Consider the following 26,098-nt stretch of genomic DNA (forward strand, 5'->3'; position numbering starts at 1 on the left):
CTCCTTGCTATAAAAAGACCGCTAATTCCGTTAGAATCTGCGGTTCGAATGGCATTGGGCCAACTCCGAATCTAACGTAAGACGCGAAAAATCATGTTTGAAATTAATCCGGTTAAAAACCGCATTCAGGACCTATCCGAGCGGACAGTCGTTCTTCGGGGGTATCTTTGACTATGATGCCAAGAAAGAACGCCTCGAAGAAGTAAACGCCGAGCTGGAACAGCCGGACGTCTGGAACGAGCCAGAACGCGCGCAGGCGCTGGGCAAAGAACGTTCCTCACTGGAAGCTATTGTTGAAACCATCGATGAGTTGTTGCAGGGCGCGGAAGATGTGACCGGCCTACTGGAACTGGCGGTAGAAGCCGACGATGAAGACACTTTCAATGAAACGGTTGCCGAACTCGACGTACTGACCGCCAAACTGGAACAGCTTGAATTCCGCCGCATGTTCTCCGGTGAATACGACAGCGCGAGCTGCTATCTCGATATCCAGGCTGGTTCCGGTGGTACGGAAGCACAGGACTGGGCGAGCATGTTGCTGCGTATGTATTTGCGTTGGGCAGAAGCCAAAGGTTTCAAAACTGAAGTTATTGAAGAATCTGACGGTGAAGTCGCTGGCCTGAAATCCGCGACTATCAAGATCATCGGTGATTATGCGTTTGGCTGGCTGCGTACGGAAACCGGCGTTCATCGCCTGGTGCGTAAAAGCCCGTTTGATTCCGGCGGTCGTCGCCATACCTCGTTCAGTTCCGCGTTTGTGTATCCGGAAGTGGATGACGACATCGAAATCGAAATTAACCCTGCCGACCTGCGTATCGACGTATACCGTGCGTCCGGTGCGGGTGGTCAGCACGTCAACAAAACGGAATCTGCGGTACGTATTACCCACCTTCCGACCAACATTGTGACCCAGTGTCAGAACGACCGCTCCCAGCATAAAAACAAAGATCAGGCCATGAAGCAGATGCGTGCGAAGCTTTATGAGTATGAGATGCAAAAGAAAAATGCGGACAAACAGCAGCTGGAAGACACCAAGTCTGACATCGGCTGGGGCAGCCAGATTCGTTCTTACGTGCTGGATGATTCCCGTATTAAAGATTTACGCACGGGCGTCGAAACGCGAAATACGCAGGCCGTACTGGATGGCGACCTGGATAAATTCATTGAGGCAAGTTTGAAAGCCGGGTTATGAGGAACCAAAATGTCTGAGCAACAACCAGCAGCGCAAAGCGCAGAAAACGTACCAGATCTTAACAACGAGCTGAAATCTCGTCGTGAGAAGCTGGCTTTACTGCGCGAATCCGGTATCGCTTTCCCTAACGATTTCCGTCGTGACAGCATCTCTGATGAATTGCATGCGAAATATGGCGAAAAGACCAACGAAGAACTGGAAGCATTAAACATCGAAGTCACCGTGGGTGGCCGTATGATGACCCGCCGTATTATGGGCAAAGCATCTTTCGTGACCCTGCAGGATGTCGGTGGCCGTATCCAGCTTTACGTTGCGCGTGATGACCTCGCAGAAGGCATCTACAACGAGCAATTCAAGAAATGGGATCTGGGCGATATCCTGGGTGCGACCGGTAAACTGTTCAAAACCAAGACCGGCGAACTGTCGATCCATTGTTCTGAACTGCGTCTGCTGACCAAAGCACTGCGTCCGTTGCCGGACAAATTCCACGGCTTGCAGGATCAGGAAGCGCGTTACCGTCAGCGTTATCTCGACCTGATCGCTAACGAAGATTCCCGTAAGACCTTCAAAATCCGTTCTCAGATCATGTCTGGCATCCGCAGCTTTATGGTGGAAAACGGCTTCATGGAAGTCGAAACCCCGATGATGCAGGTGATCCCTGGCGGTGCGGCAGCGCGTCCGTTCATCACTCACCACAATGCGCTCGATATCGACATGTACCTGCGTATCGCGCCGGAACTGTATCTGAAGCGTCTGGTTGTCGGTGGCTTCGATCGCGTGTTCGAAATCAACCGTAACTTCCGTAACGAAGGCGTTTCTCCGCGTCACAACCCAGAGTTCACCATGATGGAACTCTACATGGCGTACGCGGATTACAAAGACCTGATTGTTCTGACCGAGACTCTGTTCCGCACCCTGACTGAATCTGTTCTGGGCAGCAGCGTTGTGCAGTACGGCGACCAGACTTTCGATTTCGGCAAGCCTTTCGCCAAGCTGACCATGCGTGAAGCGATCTGCAAATACCGTCCGGAAACTAACGTGGCTGATCTCGACGATCTGGCAAAAGCGACCGCTATCGCAGAATCACTCGGTATCAAAATCGAGAAGAGCTGGGGTCTGGGCCGTATCGTGACCGAGATCTTCGAAGAAACCGCCGAAGCACAGCTGATCCAGCCAACCTTCATTACCGAGTACCCGGCAGAGGTTTCTCCGCTGGCGCGCCGTAATGACGTGAACCCTGAAATCACTGACCGTTTCGAGTTCTTCATCGGTGGCCGTGAAATCGGTAATGGTTTCTCTGAGCTGAACGACGCAGAAGACCAGGCACAGCGCTTTGCTGATCAGGTTTCTGCGAAAGATGCAGGCGACGACGAAGCGATGTTCTACGACGAAGACTACGTGACAGCGCTGGAACATGGCCTGCCACCGACTGCGGGTCTGGGTATTGGTATCGACCGTATGGTTATGCTGTTCACCAACAGCCACACCATCCGCGACGTTATCCTGTTCCCGGCAATGCGTCCGCAGACACAGAAATAAGCTCTCCTCAGAAACACAAAAAGGGCGCTCCGGCGCCCTTTTCCATGCCACAGATCACGGCATATGCTAACTGCTTAAAACTCCAGCGCTTATCCGCAATCACGTCTTGCTCCGCCGTCGTAACCGGTTATAATGCCACTCGCACACCGATGCGGGTGTAGTTCAATGGTAGAACGAGAGCTTCCCAAGCTCTATACGAGGGTTCGATTCCCTTCACCCGCTCCATTGTCTCTTTATAAATCAATAAGTTGATTTATAAACGCTTTCAGCAAAGTGATAACTCACTTCTCATGCTTTCAGCCCCATTGAACTACACCCGTAGCTGTTACTGTTTGGTGTGTGGTTAAGAGGGAGCATATCAAATAGTTGGCAGTCGTTCAAAGTTCATACTGCGATAGCTCAACATGAACAAAAAGCCTAAACCACGGCAGTCATCACCACGACAAACTCCCTAAACTTTTAACCGTTCCACACTTAGCGCGGTGTCCCATTTCTGCCTGTCGTGATGACATCGCAGTGGATAAACGAGCAAATGTTGGGAAGCCTAACCAGATCGGGAAAGGATCTGGCTCTGCTGTGGTGTTCACCGAGCCATAAACGATCGGTACTCGATAAGAGAGCGGTTAACTGACAAAACCCTGATGTTACGCTTATGGCGCTTTATGTTGGTATGCCCAACACGGCGCTAAGTGGGGTTAATTCTTTAAATACTAACAATTGGGGGAATTCTGATATTAGTATAAGATTTTGATATAATTTCGAGCAATATAATCACTCATAAGGAAATAAAAATGGCTGATCCTGTTTCTCTTGCTGCTATCTCAGGTACTCTTGAGCTTGTTAACAAATCGGTTGATTTAGTCCGTAGCCTACGCAAAAAAGGTGATGATGAACTCACTGCTGCTGAAATGCGGAATACTTTGATTGACCTGCTTGACGACCTTGTAGAGGTGAAAAGTGAATTTGTTAGTCTTAAAGCTGTTTTATTAAGCAAGGACGAAGAGATACAAGATCTCAAAGCTAAGTTAGAAGGAAAGAACACCTTCATTTTCAAAGATGGACTTTATTGGAAAGAAGGTGATGAAACTGCTTTTTGCCCGAAATGTTATGAAGTCGACAATGTTCAGACACATATGGGCTTCTCGGCAGCGACAGGGCAATACTCTGCAACTTGGTTTTGTAGAAACTGTAGGAACAGTATTTATCCTAAATCACGATAAACATTATTATCGTCAGTATAGAAAGTACGGATTAGGGGTATGCTCGAGAGCGGTGGAAGGATGTAAATGCTTATTCATAAAAACACAATTTACCGCCCTCTGCTGTCTCCTGCCCGTCGCTAAGTATCAATGTGATGTCTGCGTAAGTCGCGCAGCTAAAAGCCATCAGCATCACGGATATGAGCTTAAACATTGCGTCTCTTCCAGAATCGTTTAAATAGCCAATTACCTACCATAAGAATGATTACTCCGCTGGCAGCACCGCGCAGAAAAGAGTTTTCTCCAGGGAAAAGCTTTACTGCAAGTATTGCACTCCCATAGACAGTGCCCAGTAACCATGTAAGCTGCCCCACAATCATTAAGGCTAACTTAGGTTCAGTTATTGCTCTGTAAAGCATATAAATCACTGCCAGACATCCAAGGAATTCAAGGAACAAAGCGCCTAATGAGCTTATTGGATACATTGCTGCTTCCTTAGAATTTAACGTTCATCATAGCCTTTTCTACATCAGAGTCAGAGATGCCGATATATGCCTGCGTGGCGGCTGCACTGGGATGGTTTAGTAGTTTCATCACTAACCCGATATCTTTTGATTGCTGATAGATATTATAGCCCAGTGTCTTTCTGCCGGTATGTGTCCCGACTTTGGCACCTAACCTGTCCCCAGCCTCTTTAAACGCCTTAGATACGCTCTGACGGCTTATGGCCTTACCGATTGCACGGTTTGATTCAACTTCGAATAACCAGACGTGAGTAGGGTGTGATCTCCTCCCTGCAACTCCTTGCAAACCATTAAATTTATCTGGAATCATTACCTCAGTTTTGTTCTTAGCCACTTGGTTAAGCTACGCGCTTTCACGTCCGTGGCCGAAAGGGTAAATACTGATTGGTCAGGCGATTGGCGTTCATCCTGCGGTTATCTGGCCGAGCCGTTATTACTACCCGAAAACACATCAGTTAATTGAACGCCGTACACGAAATCATTAGTGCTAATTATTGAGCGGGCAGGGCATCAGTAATTGCGGGTGTCCTGCCCGTCGAAAATATTCGCCCTGCTACTTGAAGTGTGGCCATTGCTATAACGGGTATCCTGTCCTTCGAAGATATTGGCGCGACTGCTTGACGTGCTGCCATCGCTATAGCGTGTATCCTGCCCGTCAAAGACGTTTTGACGGCTTGATGAGGAGCTGCCATCACTATTACGGACATCCTGGCCGCCAAAGATATTCTCCCTGCTGCTGGATGTTCGGCCATCGCTGTAACGCACATCCTGTCCGCCAAAAATATTTGCCCGACTGGTCGATGTTGTCCCGTCGTCATATCGACAGTCCTGTCCATCAAAAATGTTCGCACGGCAACTGTCCGCTGCCGCATAACCCACTTGTCCCATAATCAGAGACAGTCCTAAAACCAGAGATTTAACGTTCATCGCTTTCCTTAATAAACAGGGGCTCACACCAGATGGATGTTAGTCCTGAGAAGGAAAAATAGTGCGTGGGAAAATCCTAATTTTCTGTAAATCATGGTAGGGAAAAGCAATGAATTACAAAGGGCTGACGGGTTATGCCAAAACATTCTGAAAAACTCAGTTTGTTCCGATCAGGCTGTGGAACAGGTAACAACAGAGGGGGAAATGAAGGGATCTGACGTAGACATAAAGCAGGTTCAGATGATTCACCCAAACCTGCTTCTTTTTAAACCAACAGCAATTACTTATTCTTCACCTGCAATCCGCGTGGCAGATTATTGTTATCCACCTGCGGTAAACCGGTAGAGGCGGAAGAAGTCAGCAAGCCTGTCTCAACGTAGTTTTGCAGCTTCTCGCGGGTATCGGTGATATCCAGGTTACGCATGGTCAGCTGACCAATACGGTCATCTGGTGAGAACACCGAATCGCCTTTTTCCATGGTCAGACGCTCTGGTTTGTAAGTCAGGTTCTCAGATACCGTATTCATGATGGTGTAGTCATTACCGCGACGCAGTTCCAGAGTCACTTCACCGGTGATTTCGCTGGCGACCCAGCGCTGTGCGGAGTCACGCAACATCAGAGCCTGCGGATCGAACCAACGGCCCTGATACAGCAGACGACCCAGTACACGGCCATTTGCATGGTATTGCTCGATGGTATCTTCGTTATGGATACCGGTCAGCAGACGCTCATAAGCGATGTGCAGCAGCGCCATCCCCGGGGCTTCGTAGATGCCACGGCTTTTGGCTTCAATGATACGGTTTTCAATCTGGTCGCTCATCCCCAAGCCATGACGACCGCCGATGCGGTTGGCTTCCATCATCAGCTCCACGCTGTCGTCAAAGGTCACGCCATTCAGTGCGACAGGATAACCACGCTCAAAACGGATGGAGACTTCTTCCGCTTTCACGACCACATTCTCGTCCCAGAATTTCACGCCCATAATCGGGTTAACGATTTTGACGCCGGAGTCGAGGAATTCCAGATCTTTGGCTTCGTGCGTTGCGCCCAGCATGTTGGAGTCAGTGGAGTAGGCTTTCTCGGTCGACATTTTGTAATCGAAACCGGACTGAATCATGAATTCGGACATCTCATGACGGCCACCGAGTTCATCGATAAAGTCGGTATCCAGCCACGGCTTATAAATCTTCAGTTCAGCATTGGTCAGCAGACCGTAACGGTAGAAACGTTCAATGTCGTTACCTTTATATGTGCTGCCGTCGCCCCAGATATTGACGCCGTCTTCTTTCATTGCGGCAACCAGCATGGTGCCGGTCACGGCACGGCCCAGCGGCGTGGTATTGAAGTAAGTCACGCCCGCCGTAGTGTTATGGAATGCGCCACACTGAATGGCGGCAATCCCTTCTGCAACCAGTTGTTTACGGCAGTCAATCAGGCGGGCTTTCTCTGCACCGTACTCCATCGCTTTACGCGGAATGGCATCGTAATCTTCTTCATCAGGCTGACCCAGATTGGCCGTGTAGGCATAAGGAATCGCCCCTTTTTTCTGCATCCACAGCAGGGCTGCACTGGTGTCCAAACCGCCGGAGAATGCAATCCCCACACGCTGATTGATAGGAAGGTGCTTGAGAATAGTTGTCATCGGTTAAATCCTGTATGAATGGGGGTCTGTCTGCTAAAAGTTTCAATGCCTATATTGATATCGCAAAACCGGCGTCGGGTAAAAGACATTTTGCATATTTATGTAAATTTTACCGCATAACTATCTAATTGTCATGCACTGCAAAACGCCTTACCGCTCATTCTGTTTCTGGAAAAAATTCAGCAGTAACTGCCATAAATGATGCGCTGCGGGCGTGAAACGCCGGTCTGAATTGCGCAATAAATGGCACTGGGCTTCGGTGGCGATAGGGTGATCAATGGGAACCGCCACCAGAATGTCGTGCTCGATGCGTTCACCTGCCGCCTGTGCGCTCATAAAGGAAATCCCCATGCCTGAAATGCTTAGGCTCATGGCCGTCGAGAACAGGTTACAGCGGTAGGCAGGAGTGAACAAAAAACCTTTGCTCTGGAACATCGCGTTCATGTGGCGTTGCAAACCAAACGTCTCACTGAGTGAAATCAGCGGGTGCTTGTTCAGTTCTTCGATCGAGACTGTTTTCAGATGTGCGATCGGGTGCTGCGGATTGACCACTGCGCAGATCGGCCCCCACGGAAAACTGTGTCGTTTCAGTTCCGGGTTACCAATCGGGCCAAACGCCAGTGCCATATCGGCCTCACCCTGGACAATCGACGCCAGGGTTTCCTGCATATTCCCTGCGACAATTTCCACAAAAACATTGGGATAGGATGTCGCAAAGTTTTTCAGTACGTGTTCGACAAAGGTATCAACCAGCCCGGCACCGACGCGAATGGTGACCGCGCCACCTTTCATATAGCGCAAATCTTTTAGATGCCGCTCCAGTTTTTCGCGACGTATCCGGCTTTCAAAAAAATCATCCGCCAGCAGTTTTCCGGCATCGGTCAGCACCACTGTGCGTCCGCTGCGTTCAAGTAAGGGCAGTTGCAGTGTGCGTTCCAGCAGGGCGATCTGACGGCTGATCACCGAAGCGTTGACGCCCAGAATATCGGCCGCACGGCGGATCCCGCCCTGGATCCCCACCTCGTAGAGATAACTGATCTGCTTCTCGTGAAACATCTGGCTCATCGGTGTTCCCGGTGTCTGTTGACCAAAAGGCAACAATATAGTCATTGAAACGACATTTATATTATGTGATGGGTTGTAGATAATCAAAATTGACGACAAAACAGACATCGGGAAATTTCATGCCAACCGTGTATGACTATCTGCAACAACATGCCTCGCTGATCCTCAGTGATATAAAGCGCCTGGTTCAGGCCGAATCCCCTTCGCTGAATAAAGTGGCGGTTGACCGTTGCGGAGACGTACTGCAAAGCATCATGGCGGAGCGGCTGGATGTGCAGGCACAGGTTTGCCCGCAGGAAAAACTCGGCAATCATCTGCTGTTCAGTGTCGGTAACGGGCCGCAGGTGACCAGTATTCTTGGCCATTTCGATACTGTGTGGGAATGCGGTGAGCTGGAGATGGTGGAAAAAGACGGCCGTTTATATGGGCCCGGTGTGCTGGATATGAAAGGCGGGCTGGTGCAGGCAATCTGGGCGGTGCGGGCGCTGGTACAAACCGGCGCGCTGTCGCCACATCGCATTCAGTTTATTTGTCCTTCGGATGAAGAACTCGGCAGCCCGTCATCGCGTAAATGGATTGAACAATGTGCTGCTGATTCCGGACGGGTTCTGGTGGCCGAACCGGCCGTGGCGCGTACCCATGAGGCCAAAATTGCCCGTAAAGGATCCGGCAGGTTTGAAGTGAAAATCACCGGTCGTTCGGCCCATGCGGGCAACAATCCGGAAGATGGCATCAGCGCGATTGAGGAAATGGCGCATCAGATTTTAGCCCTTCACAGCCTGAATGCCCCAGAGGCTGGCACGACGGTCAACGTCGGTCTGGCAAGCGGTGGCGGTAAAATTAACGTGGTCGCCGATCATGCCGTACTGGGTGTGGATTTACGTGTGACCAATATGGCAGAGGCCGCGCGCGTGGAAGCGGCAATCAAAGATTGCCAGCCGCATCTTGCCGGTGCGCAGGTGGTGGTCACCGGCGGGATGTCCCGCCCGCCAATGGAACAGACACCGCAGAATTTAGCGCTTTTTTTGCAGGCGCAGCATGCTGCTGAACGGCTGGGAATTGCGCTGAAAGGCAAAGCGGTCGGCGGCGGCAGCGACGGTAATTTTACGTCGGCGCTGGGTATCCCCACGCTCGACGGACTGGGTGCGACAGGCTCCGGCATTCATGCCCGGGACGAACATATTATTATTGATGATATTCCGCTGCGGGCAGCATTGCTTGCTGAAATAATTCTGGGCAGTGGGGAAGTAGTCGTATGACATGTTGATAAACAGTGCATGAAATAAAATACCTGGCCCTTTATTGGTGCGTCATAAACCAAAATGGTGCAATGAATCTCGGGTTATTTCATCGCGATTGAATGATTTTATTAAAAAGCCTTTATTACGATGAGGGCTATTTTTCTTTTTTATTTTTTATCTGTTTTTTAACTATTTTTACTGTTTATTAAAAAGTGAAAGTTGGCACGTTTCCTGCTCTCTTGTCTGTGGTTAAAAATAAAAATGAGCAGAAATCAGGTGCTGAATGAATAACCTGTTTTCTCACATGACATTCATTGAAAACTGACAGGAATTGTATTCCTGATTTTTTATTGCAGACAGATACCAGAGAAGGAACGTTAGTATGAGTGACACACGAATATCAGAACAGAGAGCCACCCCTGAGGTGGACGAGTGGAAAGTCGGTAAGGGGGCATACGTGTCGCTTATTGTCGTTATCCTGCTGTTTTCTGGTGCATTTTTAAAGGTGGATGGCATGGCGTGGCTGGGAGCCTTTGACTTCACCACGCTGGGCGGTTCGTTCGGTACTATGAAAGGTGAAACCAGCACGTTTGTCGGGGCGGGCGGTGTCAGTGCGAAAGCCGGTTTCCTTTTTGCCTTATCTCTGGTGCCGACGGTCATGCTGGCACTGGGATTATTAGAAATATTTACGCACTACGGGGCTATCCGGGCTGCACATAAATTATTAACACCACTGCTTAAGCCGATATTAGGCATTCCCGGCCACACCGGTCTGGCGTTAATTACCGATCTGCAAAGCACTGACGCCGGCGCTGCATTAAGTAAAGAGCTCTACGATAATAAACAGGTCACAAAGAAAGACGTAGTGATCATGGGCGCATGGCAATATTCCGGTGCCGGTCTGATCAACAACTATTTCTCCATCGGTTCCGCTATGTTTGCATCATTAACCATGCCGGTGATTATTCCGCTGGTGGTGATGTTCGTGATGAAATTTGTCGGCGCGGTATTTGTCCGCTTTGTGTTGAACACCGTTTATAAAAGAGATTTTGAAAATGAGTAATGCCACCCGAGTTTCCTCAAACCCGTTCGATATTTTCGTGGTCGGTGCCCGTAAAGGTTTCAATATTGCTATCAATAATCTGATGCCTAACGTGGTAATGGCTTACGTCATTTCAGAAATGCTCAATCTGCTCGGCGTAATGACGTTGGTGGGGCACATTTTCGCGCCGCTCATGGGGTTGCTGGGATTGCCAGGTGAAGCCGTTACCGTGCTGCTCACATCATGGCTATCGTCTTCGGCGGGTACGGGTGTAGCTATCAGTTTGCTGACCAAAGGCACGCTGGATATGACGCAGATTACCATCCTGGCACCGGCAATTTTCCTGATGGGTTCTCAGTTGCAATACATGGGACGCCTGCTTGGCGTGGCGGATGTGCCGAAAAAATACTGGCCTCTGCTGATGCTGACCAGCGTACTGAACGCCATTATTTCGATGATCCTGATGCGAATTTTTGCCTGATTTTCGATTGCACTGTTTTGAAAATGAATTTACCGGAGTGTTTACCCGTGTCGAAAGCTATTGAACATTATCAACATTTACATCTCATCCCTGAACTGGGTTTTACCGAATTTAAAACATCGGCTTATATCGCGCAGGCGCTTGAAGATGCGGGGTTTAACGTCACGCGTCATGTGAACGGCACCACAGGAATTATCGCTGAAATCGACAGCGGCAAGCCCGGTCCGGTCATGGCGTTGCGTGCCGATATGGATGCACTCGGCCATATCATTGATGGCGAGCTGGTGGCGCGCCATACCTGCGGCCACGATGGTCACTCCTCTGTCGTGCTCGCAGCGGCGCAGGAAATCATGAAAGAAGGCATGGTTAAAAAAGGCCGCCTGAAAATTTTGTTTCAGCCCGCTGAAGAGCTGGGCACCGGCGCCCTGGCCATGGTGGAAGGGGGCGCCATTGATGATGTGGATATGCTGCTGGGGTTCCATGTGCGGCCACTTGAAGAATGCCCGATGGGGCAGGCGGTGCCCGCAATGTATTACTCTGCCTGTGCGACGGTTGAGGCGATTATCACCGGTGTTCCTTCTCACGCGGCGCGCCCGCACCTGGGCATTAACGCGCTGGATGCCGCCGTGGCGGCGGTTCAGGCAGTGAATACTATTCATCTGGCACCGAGCCTGACATACAGCGTGAAAGCCACCCGTTTCCTGTGCGATGCGGGTGTGACCAATTCTGTGCCAGCGGAAGCCCGCGTGTGCTGGGATTTGCGTTCGCAGCACAATGAACCGATGGATGAACTGAAAGCAAAGGTGATTCGTGCGATTGAGCACAGCGTGGCGGCGCTGGGTGCCACCGCGGAAATTCATGTGATGAAAGAGATGCCTGCGGCAGAAGTCGACAGTGACGTGACCGCGATTATCGCGGAATCAGTTACAGAAGTTTTAGGTGCAGAGGGCCTGACTGAACCGAAATTTACACCGGGCAGTGAAGATTTCTTCCACTATTCACGCCAGCGTCCGGCCATTAAAACCGGGTTCTGGGGACTGGGCGCGAATCTCACGCCCGGGCTGCATCATCCTGATATGCGCTTTGATCTCGACGCTTTGGACATTGGTGTCAGGGTATTTAAAGGCTGCGTGAAAAGAGTGCTGGGATAAGCATTACGGCGCGTCATTGTTTTAAAAATATGCCCGGCTTTTGTCGGGCATTGCCTTACATTCCCTCCAGCGGCAGCACATCCAGCGGTTTCACTTCCCTGAGCACAAACGAGGTTTGCATCTCTTTGATGCCCGGCAGACGACGCACCACTTCCATCGCGAAACTGGAAAAACTGTCGAGATCTTTAGCGACCACCTGCAACAGAAAATCCGCATCACCGGCAATCGCGTAACAGGCAATCACCGAAGGCAGCGCCCCCACTTCCTGCTCGAAACGTTGCGCATCTTCCTCGCTGTGACTGTCGATTTTCACCCGGATAAACGCCAGCAACCCCAGCCCGATTTTTTTCCTGTCGATGTTCGCCTGATAACCGGTGATTATGCCGCTGTCTTCCAGTTGTTTCATGCGCCGCCAGCAGGGAGAAGCGGCCATGCCCACTTTTTCCGCCAGCTCCTGATTGGTCATTCTGCCCGAACCCTGAAGTTGTTTGAGAATGCGAAGGTCTGCCGGTGAAATTTCAGATGCGGACATAATCTGCCTTTTAAATGTGATTTTAAGAAAGAGATAACCAGATTAGGGCATTTTACGGCGGGAAAAGAAAGCACCTTTCAGCGGCCAGGCGCTATCATTTTTGTCATCAATAATGATGAAAAGGGCGCAAAAATGGCAGATAAACTGCGGGTGGCAATTATTCTCAATCCCGAACTTCCGCCGGGATTACTGGCGAACACGGCAGGCGTAATTGGCATCGGATTAGCGGCAAAATTCCCGATGCTGGCGGGCAGTTCGCTGACTGACGCAAAGGGTGTCACGACCGATACTATCTCTAAAACTCCGCTGCCGATTCTGCAGGCCACGCCCGATCACATTAAGGCGCTGATGTTTAAAGCACTGGACGCAGCAGGCGAGCGCAGTGTGGTGCCGTTCCCGGCATTTGCGCGCACGATGCATCAGTTTGAGCAATACGAAATGACGTTCCCGTTGCGGGATTTATACGATGAAGTGATCGACGGTGTCGGGCTGGTGGGGCCGGAAAAGTGGATTAAATCGCTGACGGGAAACCTGAAGTTATTGCGCTAATGTGTTGAAGATACAGATATAAAAAAGACCGAATACAGGAATGGTATTCGGTCTGAGGTTTGCGCTAATCCGTATTCRGCTCGTCGCTTTCAGTTGCGGGTAGCGTTTGAAAATCGTCAGACACCAGATGAACGCGACACAGCCGATCAGGCCACCGGCGTAGCCGATGTTGCTCATTTCCAGATGCAAACTCACCTGATTACCGATCAGCGCGCCGGCACCGATACCGATGTTATAAATACCGGAAAGCAGCGCCATTGACACGTCGGTGGCGTCGGTCGCCAGCGCCAGCACGCGCACCTGCATTGCCAGGCCGATAATCATCATCGCCAGTCCCCAGATAATACACAGTACTGAAATCGCGACCGGATTCATCACCGCCACAAACAACAGGAGCATGCTAAGCGTGACCAGCAGGATCGGGCCGCTGAGCATGGCTGCCGGGAAACGGTTGCCAAGCAAACTGAACGCAATGCTGCCGAGAATACCCGCGCCGCCGAAAATCAGCAGCAGGAAAGTGGTGAAGTTTTCACCCATGTTGGCAACGCTCTGGATAAACGGTTCGATATAACTGTATGCCGTATAGTGAGCGGTCACTATCAGCGCAGTCAGGAGATACATACCGACCAGCGCCGGACGGCGGAACAACATCGGCACGCTTTTCAGTGAGCCGGTATGTTCACTTGGCAGCGGCGGCAGCAGTTTAATCAGACAAATCAGTGTCATCAGCGCAACGATGCCGATGCTCATAAAGGTGGTTCGCCAGCCAAGATACTGACCGATAAGACGACCCAGCGGCAAGCCGAGCACCATTGCCAGTGCGGTGCCGGTCGCTAACATACTGAGTGCCTGTGTTTTTTTACCGGCCGGTGCCACACGGATCGCCAGTGAGGCGGTGATCGACCAGAAAATGGCGTGGGCGAGGGCGATACCGACGCGCGAGGCCACCAGACTCCAGAAATCCCAGGCGACGACAGATAACGCATGGCTGGCGATAAACAGGCAAAAGATGATGATCAGCAGGCGCTTTCGTTCAACGTTGCGGGTCAGCAGCATCAGCGGCAGCGACATCAGCGCGACCACCCACGCGTAAATGGTCAGCATCAGGCCGACCTGTGCTGTCTGCATATTGAAACTGGCGGCGATGTCGGAGAGTAATCCGACGGGCACAAATTCAGTGGTATTGAAGATGAATGCGGCAATAGCCATCATCACAACGCGAAGCCATGCTGTCCTGCGCGAAACGGTATCTGATTGCATTGAAATTTATGACTTATAAGAAGATGTTGAAATCAGGCATCTGTCTGCCAGATGCCTGTTGAACGCATAGTGTGTTTTATTTGTTCGAAAAATGAAACAGAAAATTGGCCTATCAGATAAATCTTCAGGCGACAATTTTAGTGATGGTAACTGTGATGTTCCTCACGCATTGTCGTGAGGATTGATCAGGGAAGTCAGTACGTGATCCTGCCAGCAACCGGCAATTTTCAGATATGATTTCGCATACCCTTCGCGTTCAAAGCCCAGACGCAGTAGTACGCGCTCACTTTTATGATTGTCCGGAATATAGCTGGCCATAATGCGGTGCAGACCCTGCTCGCGAAACAGGTAATCAATGGCGGTTGTCAGCGACCGATGCATCAGTCCTTTTCCCTGCTGGTTTTCCGCGACCGAATATCCCAGATGGCAGGCCTGAAAAGGACCGCGGGCGATGCCGGTAAAATTGCAGGCACCGAGCATGTCACCGGTTTCACGGCTGATGATGCCAAACTGGAATGCCGTACCGCAGGCCGCTTCATCAAAAGCATTGCTCAGACGGACCCGCAGGGTTTCAGGCGCGTAAAAGTCCGCTGGCCGTAAAGGCTCCCACGGCGCGAGATGCGCGGCGTTATCGCGAAAATAAGCATGAACGACAGCCGTGTCTTCCGGCCCCAAAATTTTAAGGTAAAAATCAGCGTTCGTGACGGCGAGTTCCATGGTGGTCCCTTAAAGCCTGTAGCGGAGAGGGCGGTAAGTGTAGAGGATTCATCAGGAATTGGAATGCCAGCACCAGTGCCACGGTTCATAAATGAATCCCCAGGGATTGTTCAGCGGGAATGACATCACAAAACCGAATCCGGCGGCGTGGCTTTGCAGCCACTGAAAAGCTTCTGTTTCACCAAAAACGCCGGTCACTTCGTCGCAGCCGGGCGTATTGATATCCACGGCGCAGCCGGTGTGATGCTCGCTGCATCCGGGCGGCGCCAGCGACGTAAAGAAATCTTCCGGGGCGATGCCTGCCAGTTGTTTGGCGCGGATTAAATCAGCCTGATAATTCAGGCTGCGGTAGGCGGAAACCAGATAAATCCCCACGCCGTCAGTAGCTGCCTTTTGTCTCATGGTATGCCAGGCGGCAGAGGCGGGGGCGGTCAGACGGTATATTTTATCGCTTTCGGCATCCGTTTCCGCCTCCACCAGTAAGTGCTCACTTACTTCCTCAAAATACGGCAGCGTGCGATGTGCGATAACCGCCGGGTCGATATGCAGTTCCCGCAGTATCTGCTCCGTTTGCGATTTCAGTGCCGCCGGGTTCATGCCGGTTCGTCTCCCGCACGGCCGATCACATCATTCATGGCTTCCGTCATCGCCTTACCTGCTGAGCGCATCGACTGCTGATAGCGCGAAGCGGCAACAACAAATGCATTAAGAAGCTGAGTATCCTGCGCATGTTGCTGATATTCAGGGTGCCATTGCACACCAAGACAGAAATCATAGCCTTCACATTCAATGCCTTCGATCACGCCGTCGGGTGCGTAAGCATTGACGATACAGCCGGGGCCGACGGATTTCACTGCCTGATGGTGTGAGCTGTTCACGACGTAATGGTCACGATCTACGCAGCGGCTGAGCAGTGAACCTTCAACAATTTCTACCGGGTGACGCGCGCGTTTTTTGCCGCCCGCGTTTTCGGTGTCGACAGTGGTGCTGTGCTCCAGGGCATCGGGCAGCGCATCGGGAATATGCTGATGCAGCGTGCCGCCGGTTAATACGGCAAGCAGTTGCTGGCCACCGCAAATCCCGAGCAGCGGCATATTGCGCTGCATGGCACCTTTAACAATGGCTTTTTCAAATTCGGTGCGGGCGGGTTTCAGGCGAACCTGATCACTGGTTTGTTGCTCATTAAACAGTTCAGGCGGTACATCAAACGCCCCGCCGGTCACGACAATGCCGTCGCACAGCGCCAGATATTCATCGGCCAGCGCCGCGTGATGTGGCAACGCCAGCGGCACCGCACCCAGTTCCGCCAGGCTGTTCATATAGTTCTGACGTAAGGCGTACCAGGGATAATCGGCATAACCACCGGCTTCCTCGCTGTCGAGCGTTACCCCAATGACCGGTCTGGATTGAAATTTTGTCTGCATTCGCCTGAGTCCCTGCATGGAAATGAAAAACAATCAGAAATTTCACCATATCAAGCCGTGGTCGGCGCAAACAATATAAATTATCTATAGGTCATATTTTCAGGATTTAGCTCTGGTTTTCTCACCTGTTCGGGTGGGATCTCAGTGCATTTTCCGCACTAACTCCGCGTTTTCCTGACAAAATTCCGGTCTTCGTTGACACTTCCTGATGCTTTTTTGTTGCGGTCTTCAATATTCATTCTCATTTAGTGATTAACATTAGATGCCTCGAAAGGATAAATTAGCGGGTATAATTCATCCTGCTGATAGAAATAGAAATTCTTAATTGCTAACGAAATCTTTACGTTGTCCTAAAAACAGACACCCGCACTTTTCGGGGATAATGGTTTTTTGACTGATATTGAAAATCTCTGGTTGAAGGTCATTTTTCAGCTGTTTTCTCCTCATTAATACTGCGAAACCAAGAAATTTATGCTGCCGACTGCCTCGTCTCGTTCCAAAAAACGCACATTCGTGTGGGTTATTGTCGCCATTATCGTTGCCGCGATCCTGGTCTGGTTTTTTGCTTTCCACCAAAGTGCCTCTGATCCCTCTGCCCATAAAAAACCGGGCCGTGGCGGCATGCGCGCAATGCGCGGCCAGATGATGGCAGGAATGGCAACGCCGGTGCAGGCAGGAAAGGCCACACAGGCCGATGTGCCGGTGTATCTGCGTGCGCTGGGCACGGTGGTGGCGAACGCGACGGTGACGGTGACCAGCCGTGTCGATGGTCAGCTGATGAAGGTGTATTTCACCGAAGGGCAGAAAGTGGAGCAGGGGCAGTTGCTGGCGCAGATTGATCCGCGCAGTTATCAGGCCACGCTGGAACAGTATCAGGGCGATTTAGCGCAGAATCAGGCGCTGTCGAAAAGTGCTGAACTGACGCTGGCGCGTTACCGCAAACTGTATGCACAGGATTCCCTGGCACGTCAGGATCTGGAAAGCCAGATTGCGACCGCCGGTCAGTACGCGGGAGCAGTGAAAGCCGACCTGGCGCAAATCGCCGCCGCTAAGCTGAACCTTGAGTACGCTAAAATCACCGCGCCGGTCAGCGGCCACGTCGGCCTGCGTCTGGTGGATCCGGGCAACATGGTCACCAGCAGTTCGACCACCGGCATCGTCACCATTACCCAGACTCAGCCGATTGCCGTGACCTTCAGCGTGCCGCAAAGCAATTTGCAAACCCTGCTCAAAGCCCTGCGCGGCGGCAATCAGTTGCCAACCACGGCTTTTGACCAGAGCGGCAGCGAAGTGCTTGGACAGGGCAAACTGCAATTTATCAGCAACGAAATTGATACCAGTACCGGCAGTATCAAGCTGAAAGCGTTGTTTGATAATGACGATGAAAAACTCTATCCGAATCAGTTTGTGAATGCCCGCTTACAGGTCGCGACGCTGAAAGATGCCACGGTGATCCCGGCGGCGGCATTGCAGCTGAGCAGCGACGGCGACTTTGTGTATGTGGTGAAAGCCGACAGCACCATTGAGCGTCGCAGCGTGAAGTCCGGCCCGGATTTTGGTGATGACCAGGTGGCGATTTTGTCCGGCGTGAAGCCGGGCGAGCAGGTGGTCACCACCGGTATTGACCGTCTGAACAACGGCACCAAAGTCGAGATTGTCACACCGAATTCCGGCGAGGCTGCAGCAGCAGGTGGCTCTTCCAAAGAGCGTCAGCAGAGCGGCGGTGTGGATAAAGCCACCACCGGCGCGGATAAAACGGCCGTCGCGCCTGATGCACCCCCAACTACAGCCGGTAAAGACAGCGGGTCTAAATGAATCCTTCACGCCTCTTTATACTCCGGCCGGTCGCGACCATTCTGCTGATGGTCGCCGTGCTGTTGTCGGGGATTTTCGCCTACAACATGCTCTCGACCTCGGCGCTGCCGCAGGTCGATTACCCGACCATTCAGGTGACCACGCTGTATCCGGGCGCCAGTCCGGACGTGATGGCGTCGGGTATTACCGCGCCGCTTGAGCGTCAGCTCGGGCAGATGGCGGGGCTGAGCCAGATGTATTCCACCAGCGCCAGCGGCTCCTCCATTATTACGCTGAAATTCTCGCTGGATTTGTCCCTTGATGTGGCTGAGCAGGAAGTGCAGGCGGCGATCAATGCCGCTGACAGCCTGCTGCCCAGCGATTTACCCAATCCGCCGACTTACAAGAAGGTGAACCCGGCGGATGCCGCAGTGCTGACATTAGCCGCGACCTCTGAATCCCTGCCGCTGACCAAAGTGCAGGATCTGGTGAATACCCGCGTGGCGTTGAAACTGTCGCAGATTTCCGGCGTCGGTATGGTCACGCTGGCGGGCGGGCATCAGCCTGCGATCCGCGTGCAGGTGGATCCGCGCAAGCTGGCGGCGCATAACCTCAGCATGGAAACCATCAACACGCTGATCGGCAACAGTAACGTCAACGGTTCCAAGGGGGGCTTTGACGGGCCGCACCACTCGATCACCATCGATGCCAATGACCAGCTACGCACCGCCGCTGAATACGGCAACCTGATTGTTAATTATGAAAACGGGGCGGCGCTGCGTTTGCGCGACGTCGCGACGCTCTCCGAAGCAGCGGAAAATCAGTACCTTTCTGCGTGGGCGAACAAACAACCGGCGATCATTATCAGCGTTCAGCGTCAGCCGGGCGCCAACGTGATCCAGGTGGTGGATGCCATCAAAGCACAACTGCCGAAATTGCAGGAAGCGCTGCCGGAGTCGGTCAAAATCAGCGTGATTTCTGACCGTACCCAGACTATCCGTGCCTCGATCAGCGACGTTCAGTTTGAGCTGTTGCTGTCGATTGCGCTGGTGGTGATGGTCACCTTCCTGTTCCTGCGTAATGTCGCGGCGACGCTGATCCCAAGCGTGGCCGTGCCGCTCTCGCTGGTTGGCACCTTTGGTGTGATGTACCTGTGCGGTTTCAGTCTTAACAACCTCTCGCTGATGGCGCTGACCATCGCCACCGGTTTTGTTATCGATGACGCCATCGTGGTGGTCGAAAACATTTCACGACGCCTGGAAGAGGGCGAAACACCGATGCAGGCGGCGCTGAAAGGTTCGCAGCAGATCGGATTCACCATTATTTCCCTGACCTTCTCGCTGATTGCGGTACTGATCCCGCTGCTGTTTATGGGCGATGTGGTCGGGCGTCTGTTCCGCGAATTCGCCATTACCCTGGCCGTGTCGATTCTGGTGTCGATGGTGGTGTCGCTGACCCTGACACCGATGTTGTGCGCCTATTTGCTGCGTCACACACCGGAAGAAAAACAGAGCAAGTTTTACCGTAAAGGCGGTGAGTTTTTTGACAAAATGATCGCTGGTTACGATCGTATGCTGATCGTGGTACTGAACCATCAGAAGCTCACGCTGCTGGTCGCTGCCGCGACGTTAGTGTTCACCGCGTTGCTGTACGTGATTGTGCCAAAAGGTTTCTTCCCGTCGCAGGATACCGGCATGATCCAGGGGATCACCCAGGCCTCGCAGGATGTCTCCTTCAGCGAGATGGGGCGTCGTCAGCAATTGCTGACCGCCGCTATCCTCAATGATCCGGATGTGGAAAGCGTGTCGTCTACCATCGGCGTGGACGGTAATAACACCAGTCTGAACAGCGGACGTTTGCAGATCAGCCTGAAATCCTTTGATGAACGCAGCGAACGTGCACCGGCGATCATTGAACGCCTGAAGCAGGAGACCGCAGGCGTGCCGGGCATTGAGCTTTATATGCAGGCTTCGCAGGATCTGACGGTGGACGATCAGGTCACGCCAAGCCAGTACCAGTTCACACTGGATGATGCCGACAGCGAAAATCTGGTGCAATGGACACCGAAGCTGATTGAGAAACTCAGTGCATTGCCGGAGTTCAGCGAAGTGGTCAGCAACCTGCAAAATCAGGGGCAGATCGCCTATGTGGAGCTCGATCGCGACGCTGCCGCACGCTACGGTATTACGGCGTCTGACGTCGATACCGCGCTGTACAACGCGTTCGGCCAGCGGCTGGTTTCCACCATCTTTACCCAGGCGAACCAGTACCGCGTGGTGCTGGAAGTGGCCCCGCAGTTCCAGCAGTCACCGGCTTCTTTTGACGATGTCTATCTGGCGACCAACAACAGCACCTCAACATCCGGCACGGTGGCGACCACCACCAGCACCACGTCTTCTTCGACATCGGACAGCGGCACCTCGACCACCACCACCAATGCCGGGGCGACCAATGGCATGGTCAAACTGACGTCGATTGCCAAAATCCACATGCGCACCGGCGCATTGTTGCAGGCGCGCCTCAATCAGTTCCCGGCAGTCACCGTCTCCTTTAACCTCAAAGACGGTTATTCGCTGGAGCAGGCGCAGCAGGCGATCAAAACCACGGTGGCTGATATCGCCATGCCGGACAGCATCACTTTGCGCTATCAGGGTGCGGCGGCGTCATTTGAAAGTGCCACCGGCAACACGCTGTGGCTGATCCTCGCCGCACTGCTGACCATGTATGTCGTGCTCGGTATTCTGTACGAAAGCTTTATCCATCCGGTGACCATTCTTTCCACGCTGCCGTCGGCGGCGGTCGGTGCGTTGCTGTCGCTGATCTTTGCCGGTACGGAATTCAGTCTGATCGCACTGATCGGGGTGATCCTGTTGATCGGCATCGTGAAAAAGAACGCCATTATGATGATCGACTTTGCACTGGATGCGGAAAACAAACAGGGATTATCGCCGCGTGAGGCGATTCACCAGGCGTGTTTACTGCGTTTTCGTCCGATCATGATGACCACCATGGCCGCGCTGCTCGGGGCGTTGCCGCTGATGCTGGCGAGCGGATCCGGCGCGGAACTGCGTCAGCCGCTGGGGCTGGTGATCGTCGGCGGTCTGATCTTCAGTCAGGTTCTGACGCTGTTCTCCACGCCGGTGATCTACCTGATGTTTGACCGGCTTTCTCACCGCCTTAATCCACGTCACCGGCGTGCAGCAAAGCAGGCGGAATAAATGAACATTTCGCGTTTCTTCATCTTCCGCCCGGTCGCGACATTGCTGCTGACCATGGCGATACTCCTGCTGGGTTTGCTCGGGTATCGCCTGCTGCCGGTGGCACCGCTGCCGCAGGTCGATTTTCCGACCATTCTGGTCAGTGCCAGTCTGCCGGGTGCCAGCCCTGAAACCATGGCGGCGACGGTGGCGACGCCGCTGGAAAGGGCGCTCGGGCAAATCGCCGGTGTGACGGAAATGACCTCGCGCAGTTCGCAGAGTTCGACCAGCGTCATTTTGCAATTCGATCTCGATCGCGACATCAACGGCGCGGCGCGTGACGTTCAGGCGGCGATTAACGCCTCCCGCGCCTTGCTCCCCAGCAGCATGCCGTCGCTGCCGACTTACCGCAAAGCCAACCCGTCGGATGCGCCGATCATCATGCTGGCGCTGACCTCGGCCACGCGCAGTAAAGGTGAGCTGTACGATATTGCCTCGAGCCAGTTGCAACAGAAAATCGCACAGGTTAACGGCGTCGGGCAGGTTTCTCTGGTGGGGTCCGCGCTGCCGGGTGTACGTATTGATTTACGCCCTGAAGCCGTCACCTCTTACGGGATTTCCCTCGACACCATTCGTGCTGCGATTGCCGACAGCACCAGCAACCTGCCGAAAGGCTTACTGCAAGGGTCGGATCAGTCGTGGATGATTGAAGGCAACGGCCAGCAAAGTACCGCCGTGCAGTACAAAACGCTGATTGTCACCTACATCAACGGTTCGGCCATCCGCCTCAGCGATATCGCCAATGTGTATGATTCCGTCGAAGACAAATACAACGTCGGGTATTACAACAGCACGCCGTCGGTGATGATTGGTGTAACGCGCCAGGCTGGCGCGAACATGCTGGAAACCATTCAGGCGATCAAAGCCGCGCTGCCGCTGATGAAAGAAAGTCTGCCGGGCGATGTGCAACTGAACCTGGCTCTGGATCGTTCGCCTAACGTTTCCGCTTCCCTGCGTGATACGGAAATGACCCTGCTGGAAGCCACGCTGCTGGTGATCGCGGTGGTCTTTGTGTTCCTGCGTAACTGGAATGCTGTGCTGATCCCCGCCGTGGCGCTACCGGTGTCACTGATCGGGACCTGCGCGGTGATGTATCTGCTTGGCTACAGTCTGGATAACCTCTCGATGATGGCGCTGATCATCTCCACCGGTTTCGTGGTCGATGATGCCATTGTGGTGCTGGAGAACATTACGCGGCATATCGAAGAGGGAATGGGACCGGTGCGGGCGGCGCTGAAAGGCGCACAGGAAGTCAGCTTCACCGTGCTGTCGATGACGCTGTCGCTGATCGCGGTTTTCATTCCGATCCTGCTGATGGGCAGTATCGTCGGGCGCCTGTTCCGCGAATTTGCGGTGACGCTCAGTGTCTCGCTGATCATCTCGATGCTGGTGTCACTGAGCCTCACGCCGATGCTGTGCGCACGTTTCCTCAAACGTAAACCGCCGGTGGAAAAACGTCAGCCGCGCATCTACCGCATGATCGAGCATGGCCTTAACAAACTGCTGGCGGCCTATTCTGCCGCGCTCGGCTGGGTTATGCGCCATCAGCTGATCACGCTGATCGGGTTGTTCCTCACCGTGATCCTCAATTTCTATCTTTATACCGTGGTGGAAAAAGGTTTCTTCCCGGATCAGGACACCGGCATGCTGATGGGCATGTTGCGTGCGGATCAGAACACGTCGTTTCAGTCGATCCAGCCGCAGGTGCTGAAATACAGCAAGATCATTCAGGACGATCCGGCGGTAGAAGCGGTGATGAGTTCGGCGGGCAGCGGCGGCTTTGGTTCACGTAATACCGCCACGTTCTTCGTGCGTCTGAAAGATTTCGACAAACGTACCTCGACCGCCAATCAGGTGGCGAACCGTCTGATGATGGCGACCGGCAAGGAGCCGGGCGCGCAGTTGTTCCTGATGGCGGCGCAGGATCTGCATATCGGCGGGCGCAGCGCCAACGCGCAGTATCAGTACAGTCTGCAATCTGACGATCTTTCGGTGCTGCGGGAATGGGCACCGAAGGTGCAGAAAGCGCTGGCGAAACTGCCGCAACTGACCGGTGTGGATTCCGATGCACAAACCGGCGGTCAGGAGGTCATGCTCAATATCGACCGGGATCGTGCCACGCAACTGGGCGTGAACGTGAAGATGATTGACACGTTGCTCAACAATTCTTTCAGCCAGCGGCAGGTTGCCACGATCTATAAAACGCTGAACCAGTATCACGTGGTCATGAACCTGACGTCTGACTACACCAGCAATCCGGATGTCCTGCATCAGCTGTATGTCGTGACCGATTCTGGTAATCAGGTGCCGTTGTCGGCGTTTGCCACCTTCAGCGGCGCCAACGCACCGCTGTCGGTATCCCATCAGGGGCAGACAGCAACCACGACTATCGCGTTCAACCTCGCCGACGGCTATGCGCTGGAAGATGCGCAGGCTGCGCTGAAAACCGCCATGGCACAAATCGGCTTGCCGGATACCGTTCATGGCAGTTATGCGGGAACGGCGCAGGCGTTTGAAGCGCTGGCCAGTTCCATGCCGTGGCTGATCCTGGCCGCGCTGGCGGCGGTATATATCGTGCTCGGCGTGTTGTACGAAAGTTATATTCACCCGCTGACCATTCTTTCCACGCTGCCTTCCGCCGGGCTGGGGGCGCTGTTGCTGATGCTGATGACCAATACGCAACTGACGGTGATCGCGCTGATCGGGATCCTGCTGCTGATCGGCATCGTCAAAAAGAATGCGATCATGATGATCGACTTCGCGCTCGACGCCGAACGGCGGCTGGGTCTGACGCCACAACAGGCGATCACTCAGGCCTGTCTGATGCGTTTTCGTCCGATCCTGATGACCACGCTGGCGGCGTTCTTTGGTGCCCTGCCTCTGGCGATGGGCAGCGGGGGTGACGCGGATCTGCGCAGTCCGCTGGGTCTGGCAATTGCTGGCGGGCTGGCGCTGAGCCAGATCCTGACGTTATTCACCACGCCGGTGGTTTACCTGTATATGGATCGCACCAGCCGCGCGACGCATCGTCTGTGGCAACGTCTGCGTCCTCACGCGACGCCGCCGGAGGCCAGTTCTCATGACTGATCACACTGAAACTCATTACCCTGAAGCGAATCTGATGACTCTGCAAAAAACACGTTCAATGGTGTTCCGTCTTGCTCCGCTGGCGCTGGCCTTACTGGTCAGCGCCTGTGCCGTCGGTCCTGATTACAAACGGCCGGATGTGACTATGCCAACGGCATTTAAAGAAGCCAAAGGCTGGACGGCCGCGATCCCGAAAGATAATCAGGCCAAAGGCGACTGGTGGGCGGTGTATCAGGATCCTGAGCTGTCGTCCCTGCTGACACAGGTGCAGATTTCCAACCAGAACGTTGCCCAGTACGCCGCGCAATACCGCGAAGCCCAGGCACTGGTGACGCAGGCGCGTTCTGATTTGTATCCTTCCGTGGATGCCACCGTCGGCAGCACGCGCAGTGGCACCTCAACCTCCACCAGCAACAGCCAGTCCGCACAATTGAGTGCAAGCTGGGAACTGGACTTGTGGGGCAAACTGCGCCGCACGGCAGAAGAACAGGATGCCAGCGCGCAGGCCAGCAAGGCCGATCTGGCCGATGCGACGCTCAGCGCGCAATCCGAACTGGCGCAGGATTATTTCCAGTTGCGGGTGATGGATCAGCAAATCGCGTTGTATAAGCAAAGTATTGACGCCTATCAGCGTTATCTGACGGTGATTGAGAACCAGTATGCCGGTGGCAGTACCTCGCGTGGCACACTGGCGCAGGCACAGACTCAGCTGGAAAGTACCAAAGCGTCGGCGCTGGATTTGCAATGGCAGCGCGCCCAGCTTGAGCACGCTATCGCCGTACTGATCGGCAAACCACCGGCCCAGTTCAGCCTCGCCGCCCGCGACGTAAAACTGAACCTGCCTGCGATGCCGGATGCGATTCCGTCGCAACTGCTGCAGCGTCGTCCTGATATCGCCGCTGCTGAGCGCACCATGGCCTCTGCCAATGCGGCAGTCGGTGTCGCCACTGCCGCGTATTATCCCGATCTGACCTTAAGTGCCAGCGGCGGTTTTGCCAGCTCGGCCTTCCATAACCTGTTCTCGTTGCCAAACCGCGTCTGGTCGTTAGGCCCGGAACTCAGCCAGACGGTACTGGATTTTGGTTCCACCCGTGGCAAAGTGGCACAAGCCGAAGCCGCGTATGACGCCGACGTCGCCAGTTATCGCCAGAGCGTGTTAACCGCGATGCAGGAAGTGGAAGATTATCTGGTTGAACTGCACACGCTGAACAGCGAACTGGTCGCCCGTCAGAACGCCGCCGATTCCGCCAAAGAATCCGCCCGCGTGACCTACAACCAGTATCAGGCGGGGATGATCGACTATCTCGACGTCGCAACTACCGAAAACACCAGCCTGACGCAACAGCAAAGCGTCCTGTCACTGCTCAGCACCCAGATGGTCACCAGCGTTAAGCTGATCGCCGCGCTGGGCGGGGGATGGAACGGGGATGTGGGTAAGTAAGAGAGTTTGAATTATCTCTGCACGAAGGACACAT

The 26,098-nt window shown here is 53.4% G+C and carries 21 protein-coding genes, 1 tRNA gene and 2 pseudogenes; 14 read left to right on the plus strand and 10 right to left on the minus strand.

The features are described 5' to 3' along the window. Positions 1-93 precede the first annotated feature (93 nt). From prfB to AC1DUO_RS10595, 4 genes are all read left to right on the plus strand, one after another. Positions 94-1,192, plus strand: a protein-coding gene (gene prfB / locus AC1DUO_RS10580; protein ID WP_013574114.1) for a peptide chain release factor 2 whose coding sequence is annotated in 2 segments (ribosomal slippage) — positions 94-168 and positions 170-1,192 — 1,098 coding nt in all. Because the reading frame shifts where the segments join, the coding sequence is not laid out codon by codon here. Between the two features lie 9 nt (positions 1,193-1,201). Further along, a complete protein-coding gene (gene lysS / locus AC1DUO_RS10585) occupies positions 1,202-2,731 on the plus strand; it encodes a lysine--tRNA ligase (protein ID WP_013574115.1) in 1,530 nt (509 codons plus the stop codon). 151 nt (positions 2,732-2,882) lie between these two features. Further along, positions 2,883-2,956, plus strand: a tRNA-Gly gene (locus tag AC1DUO_RS10590). 566 nt (positions 2,957-3,522) lie between these two features. Beyond that, positions 3,523-3,951, plus strand: coding sequence for a hypothetical protein (locus AC1DUO_RS10595; RefSeq protein ID WP_477987272.1), 429 nt, complete (start codon positions 3,523-3,525; stop codon positions 3,949-3,951). Between the two features lie 185 nt (positions 3,952-4,136). Here AC1DUO_RS10595 and AC1DUO_RS10600 read toward each other — a convergent pair whose 3' ends face one another. Continuing rightward, positions 4,137-4,415 (minus strand): hypothetical protein, encoded by a 279-nt coding sequence (locus tag AC1DUO_RS10600; RefSeq protein WP_477987274.1) that lies wholly within the window; start codon positions 4,413-4,415, stop codon positions 4,137-4,139. 10 nt (positions 4,416-4,425) lie between these two features. Further along, positions 4,426-4,788 (minus strand): tyrosine-type recombinase/integrase, encoded by a 363-nt coding sequence (locus AC1DUO_RS10605; protein ID WP_477987276.1) that lies wholly within the window; start codon positions 4,786-4,788, stop codon positions 4,426-4,428. Positions 4,789-4,792: 4 nt separating this feature from the next. Between AC1DUO_RS10605 and AC1DUO_RS10610 the strand changes: the two are divergent. Further along, positions 4,793-4,939 (plus strand): annotated as a pseudogene (locus tag AC1DUO_RS10610) (helix-turn-helix domain-containing protein); the annotation flags it as partial. Between the two features lie 25 nt (positions 4,940-4,964). On the opposite strand, the gene AC1DUO_RS10615 reads toward AC1DUO_RS10610, so the two are convergent. The 3 genes from AC1DUO_RS10615 to AC1DUO_RS10625 form a co-directional block, all read right to left on the minus strand. Further along, on the minus strand, positions 4,965-5,381 hold the full coding sequence (locus AC1DUO_RS10615; protein ID WP_217216617.1) for a hypothetical protein: 417 nt from the start codon (positions 5,379-5,381) through the stop codon (positions 4,965-4,967). Positions 5,382-5,661: 280 nt separating this feature from the next. After that, entirely contained in the window at positions 5,662-7,023 is a 1,362-nt protein-coding gene (argG, locus tag AC1DUO_RS10620) for an argininosuccinate synthase (RefSeq protein WP_015689414.1), read from the minus strand. A 150-nt stretch (positions 7,024-7,173) separates the two neighbouring features. After that, positions 7,174-8,079, minus strand: coding sequence for a LysR family transcriptional regulator (locus tag AC1DUO_RS10625; RefSeq protein ID WP_037035253.1), 906 nt, complete (start codon positions 8,077-8,079; stop codon positions 7,174-7,176). A gap of 128 nt (positions 8,080-8,207) precedes the next feature. Between AC1DUO_RS10625 and AC1DUO_RS10630 the strand changes: the two genes are divergently transcribed. The 4 genes from AC1DUO_RS10630 (at position 8,208) to AC1DUO_RS10645 (ending at position 12,003) form a co-directional block, all read left to right on the plus strand. Continuing rightward, complete coding sequence (locus AC1DUO_RS10630) at positions 8,208-9,347, plus strand: M20 family metallopeptidase (RefSeq protein WP_131638648.1); 1,140 nt, start codon at positions 8,208-8,210, stop codon at positions 9,345-9,347. Between the two features lie 364 nt (positions 9,348-9,711). Continuing rightward, the gene (locus AC1DUO_RS10635) at positions 9,712-10,392 is read left to right on the plus strand and encodes a nucleoside recognition domain-containing protein (RefSeq protein WP_015689416.1); all 681 of its coding nucleotides are present in this window, start codon (positions 9,712-9,714) and stop codon (positions 10,390-10,392) included. Beyond that, positions 10,385-10,852, plus strand: coding sequence for a YjiG family protein (locus AC1DUO_RS10640; protein WP_013574121.1), 468 nt, complete (start codon positions 10,385-10,387; stop codon positions 10,850-10,852). Before AC1DUO_RS10635 ends, AC1DUO_RS10640 begins: the two co-directional genes overlap by 8 nt. 47 nt (positions 10,853-10,899) lie before the next feature. After that, complete coding sequence (locus AC1DUO_RS10645) at positions 10,900-12,003, plus strand: amidohydrolase (RefSeq protein WP_013574122.1); 1,104 nt, start codon at positions 10,900-10,902, stop codon at positions 12,001-12,003. Positions 12,004-12,058: 55 nt separating this feature from the next. Here AC1DUO_RS10645 and AC1DUO_RS10650 read toward each other — a convergent pair whose 3' ends face one another. After that, positions 12,059-12,535, minus strand: coding sequence for an Lrp/AsnC family transcriptional regulator (locus AC1DUO_RS10650; RefSeq protein WP_013574123.1), 477 nt, complete (start codon positions 12,533-12,535; stop codon positions 12,059-12,061). A 132-nt stretch (positions 12,536-12,667) separates the two neighbouring features. On the opposite strand from AC1DUO_RS10650, the gene AC1DUO_RS10655 reads away from it, so the two are divergent. Beyond that, positions 12,668-13,084, plus strand: a complete 417-nt coding sequence (locus tag AC1DUO_RS10655) for a DUF2000 domain-containing protein (RefSeq protein ID WP_013574124.1) — start codon at positions 12,668-12,670, stop codon at positions 13,082-13,084. Positions 13,085-13,171: 87 nt separating this feature from the next. Here the strand turns inward: AC1DUO_RS10655 and AC1DUO_RS10660 are convergent. From AC1DUO_RS10660 to AC1DUO_RS10675, 4 genes and pseudogenes are all read right to left on the minus strand, one after another. Beyond that, positions 13,172-14,344 (minus strand): annotated as a pseudogene (locus tag AC1DUO_RS10660) (sugar transporter); the annotation flags it as partial. Positions 14,345-14,506: 162 nt separating this feature from the next. Continuing rightward, the gene (locus AC1DUO_RS10665) at positions 14,507-15,061 is read right to left on the minus strand and encodes a GNAT family N-acetyltransferase (RefSeq protein WP_134706618.1); all 555 of its coding nucleotides are present in this window, start codon (positions 15,059-15,061) and stop codon (positions 14,507-14,509) included. A gap of 51 nt (positions 15,062-15,112) precedes the next feature. After that, on the minus strand, positions 15,113-15,658 hold the full coding sequence (locus AC1DUO_RS10670) for a M15 family metallopeptidase (protein ID WP_013574127.1): 546 nt from the start codon (positions 15,656-15,658) through the stop codon (positions 15,113-15,115). Next, positions 15,655-16,485, minus strand: coding sequence for a gamma-glutamyl-gamma-aminobutyrate hydrolase family protein (locus AC1DUO_RS10675; RefSeq protein ID WP_037035205.1), 831 nt, complete (start codon positions 16,483-16,485; stop codon positions 15,655-15,657). Before AC1DUO_RS10675 ends, AC1DUO_RS10670 begins: the two co-directional genes overlap by 4 nt. A 471-nt stretch (positions 16,486-16,956) precedes the next feature. Between AC1DUO_RS10675 and AC1DUO_RS10680 the strand changes: the two genes are divergently transcribed. The 4 genes from AC1DUO_RS10680 to AC1DUO_RS10695 are packed head-to-tail and all read left to right on the plus strand — an operon-like array spanning position 16,957 to position 26,064. Then, positions 16,957-18,300, plus strand: coding sequence for an MdtA/MuxA family multidrug efflux RND transporter periplasmic adaptor subunit (locus AC1DUO_RS10680; RefSeq protein WP_037035204.1), 1,344 nt, complete (start codon positions 16,957-16,959; stop codon positions 18,298-18,300). Further along, complete coding sequence (locus AC1DUO_RS10685; RefSeq protein WP_037035203.1) at positions 18,297-21,497, plus strand: efflux RND transporter permease subunit; 3,201 nt, start codon at positions 18,297-18,299, stop codon at positions 21,495-21,497. The genes AC1DUO_RS10680 and AC1DUO_RS10685 overlap by 4 nt, the downstream gene beginning before the upstream one ends. Further along, the gene (locus AC1DUO_RS10690) at positions 21,498-24,623 is read left to right on the plus strand and encodes an efflux RND transporter permease subunit (protein ID WP_477987279.1); all 3,126 of its coding nucleotides are present in this window, start codon (positions 21,498-21,500) and stop codon (positions 24,621-24,623) included. Next, positions 24,616-26,064, plus strand: coding sequence for an efflux transporter outer membrane subunit (locus tag AC1DUO_RS10695; protein ID WP_477987281.1), 1,449 nt, complete (start codon positions 24,616-24,618; stop codon positions 26,062-26,064). Before AC1DUO_RS10690 ends, AC1DUO_RS10695 begins: the two co-directional genes overlap by 8 nt. Positions 26,065-26,098 lie beyond the last annotated feature (34 nt).

This window comes from Rahnella sp. P4_A8, assembly GCF_056402435.1.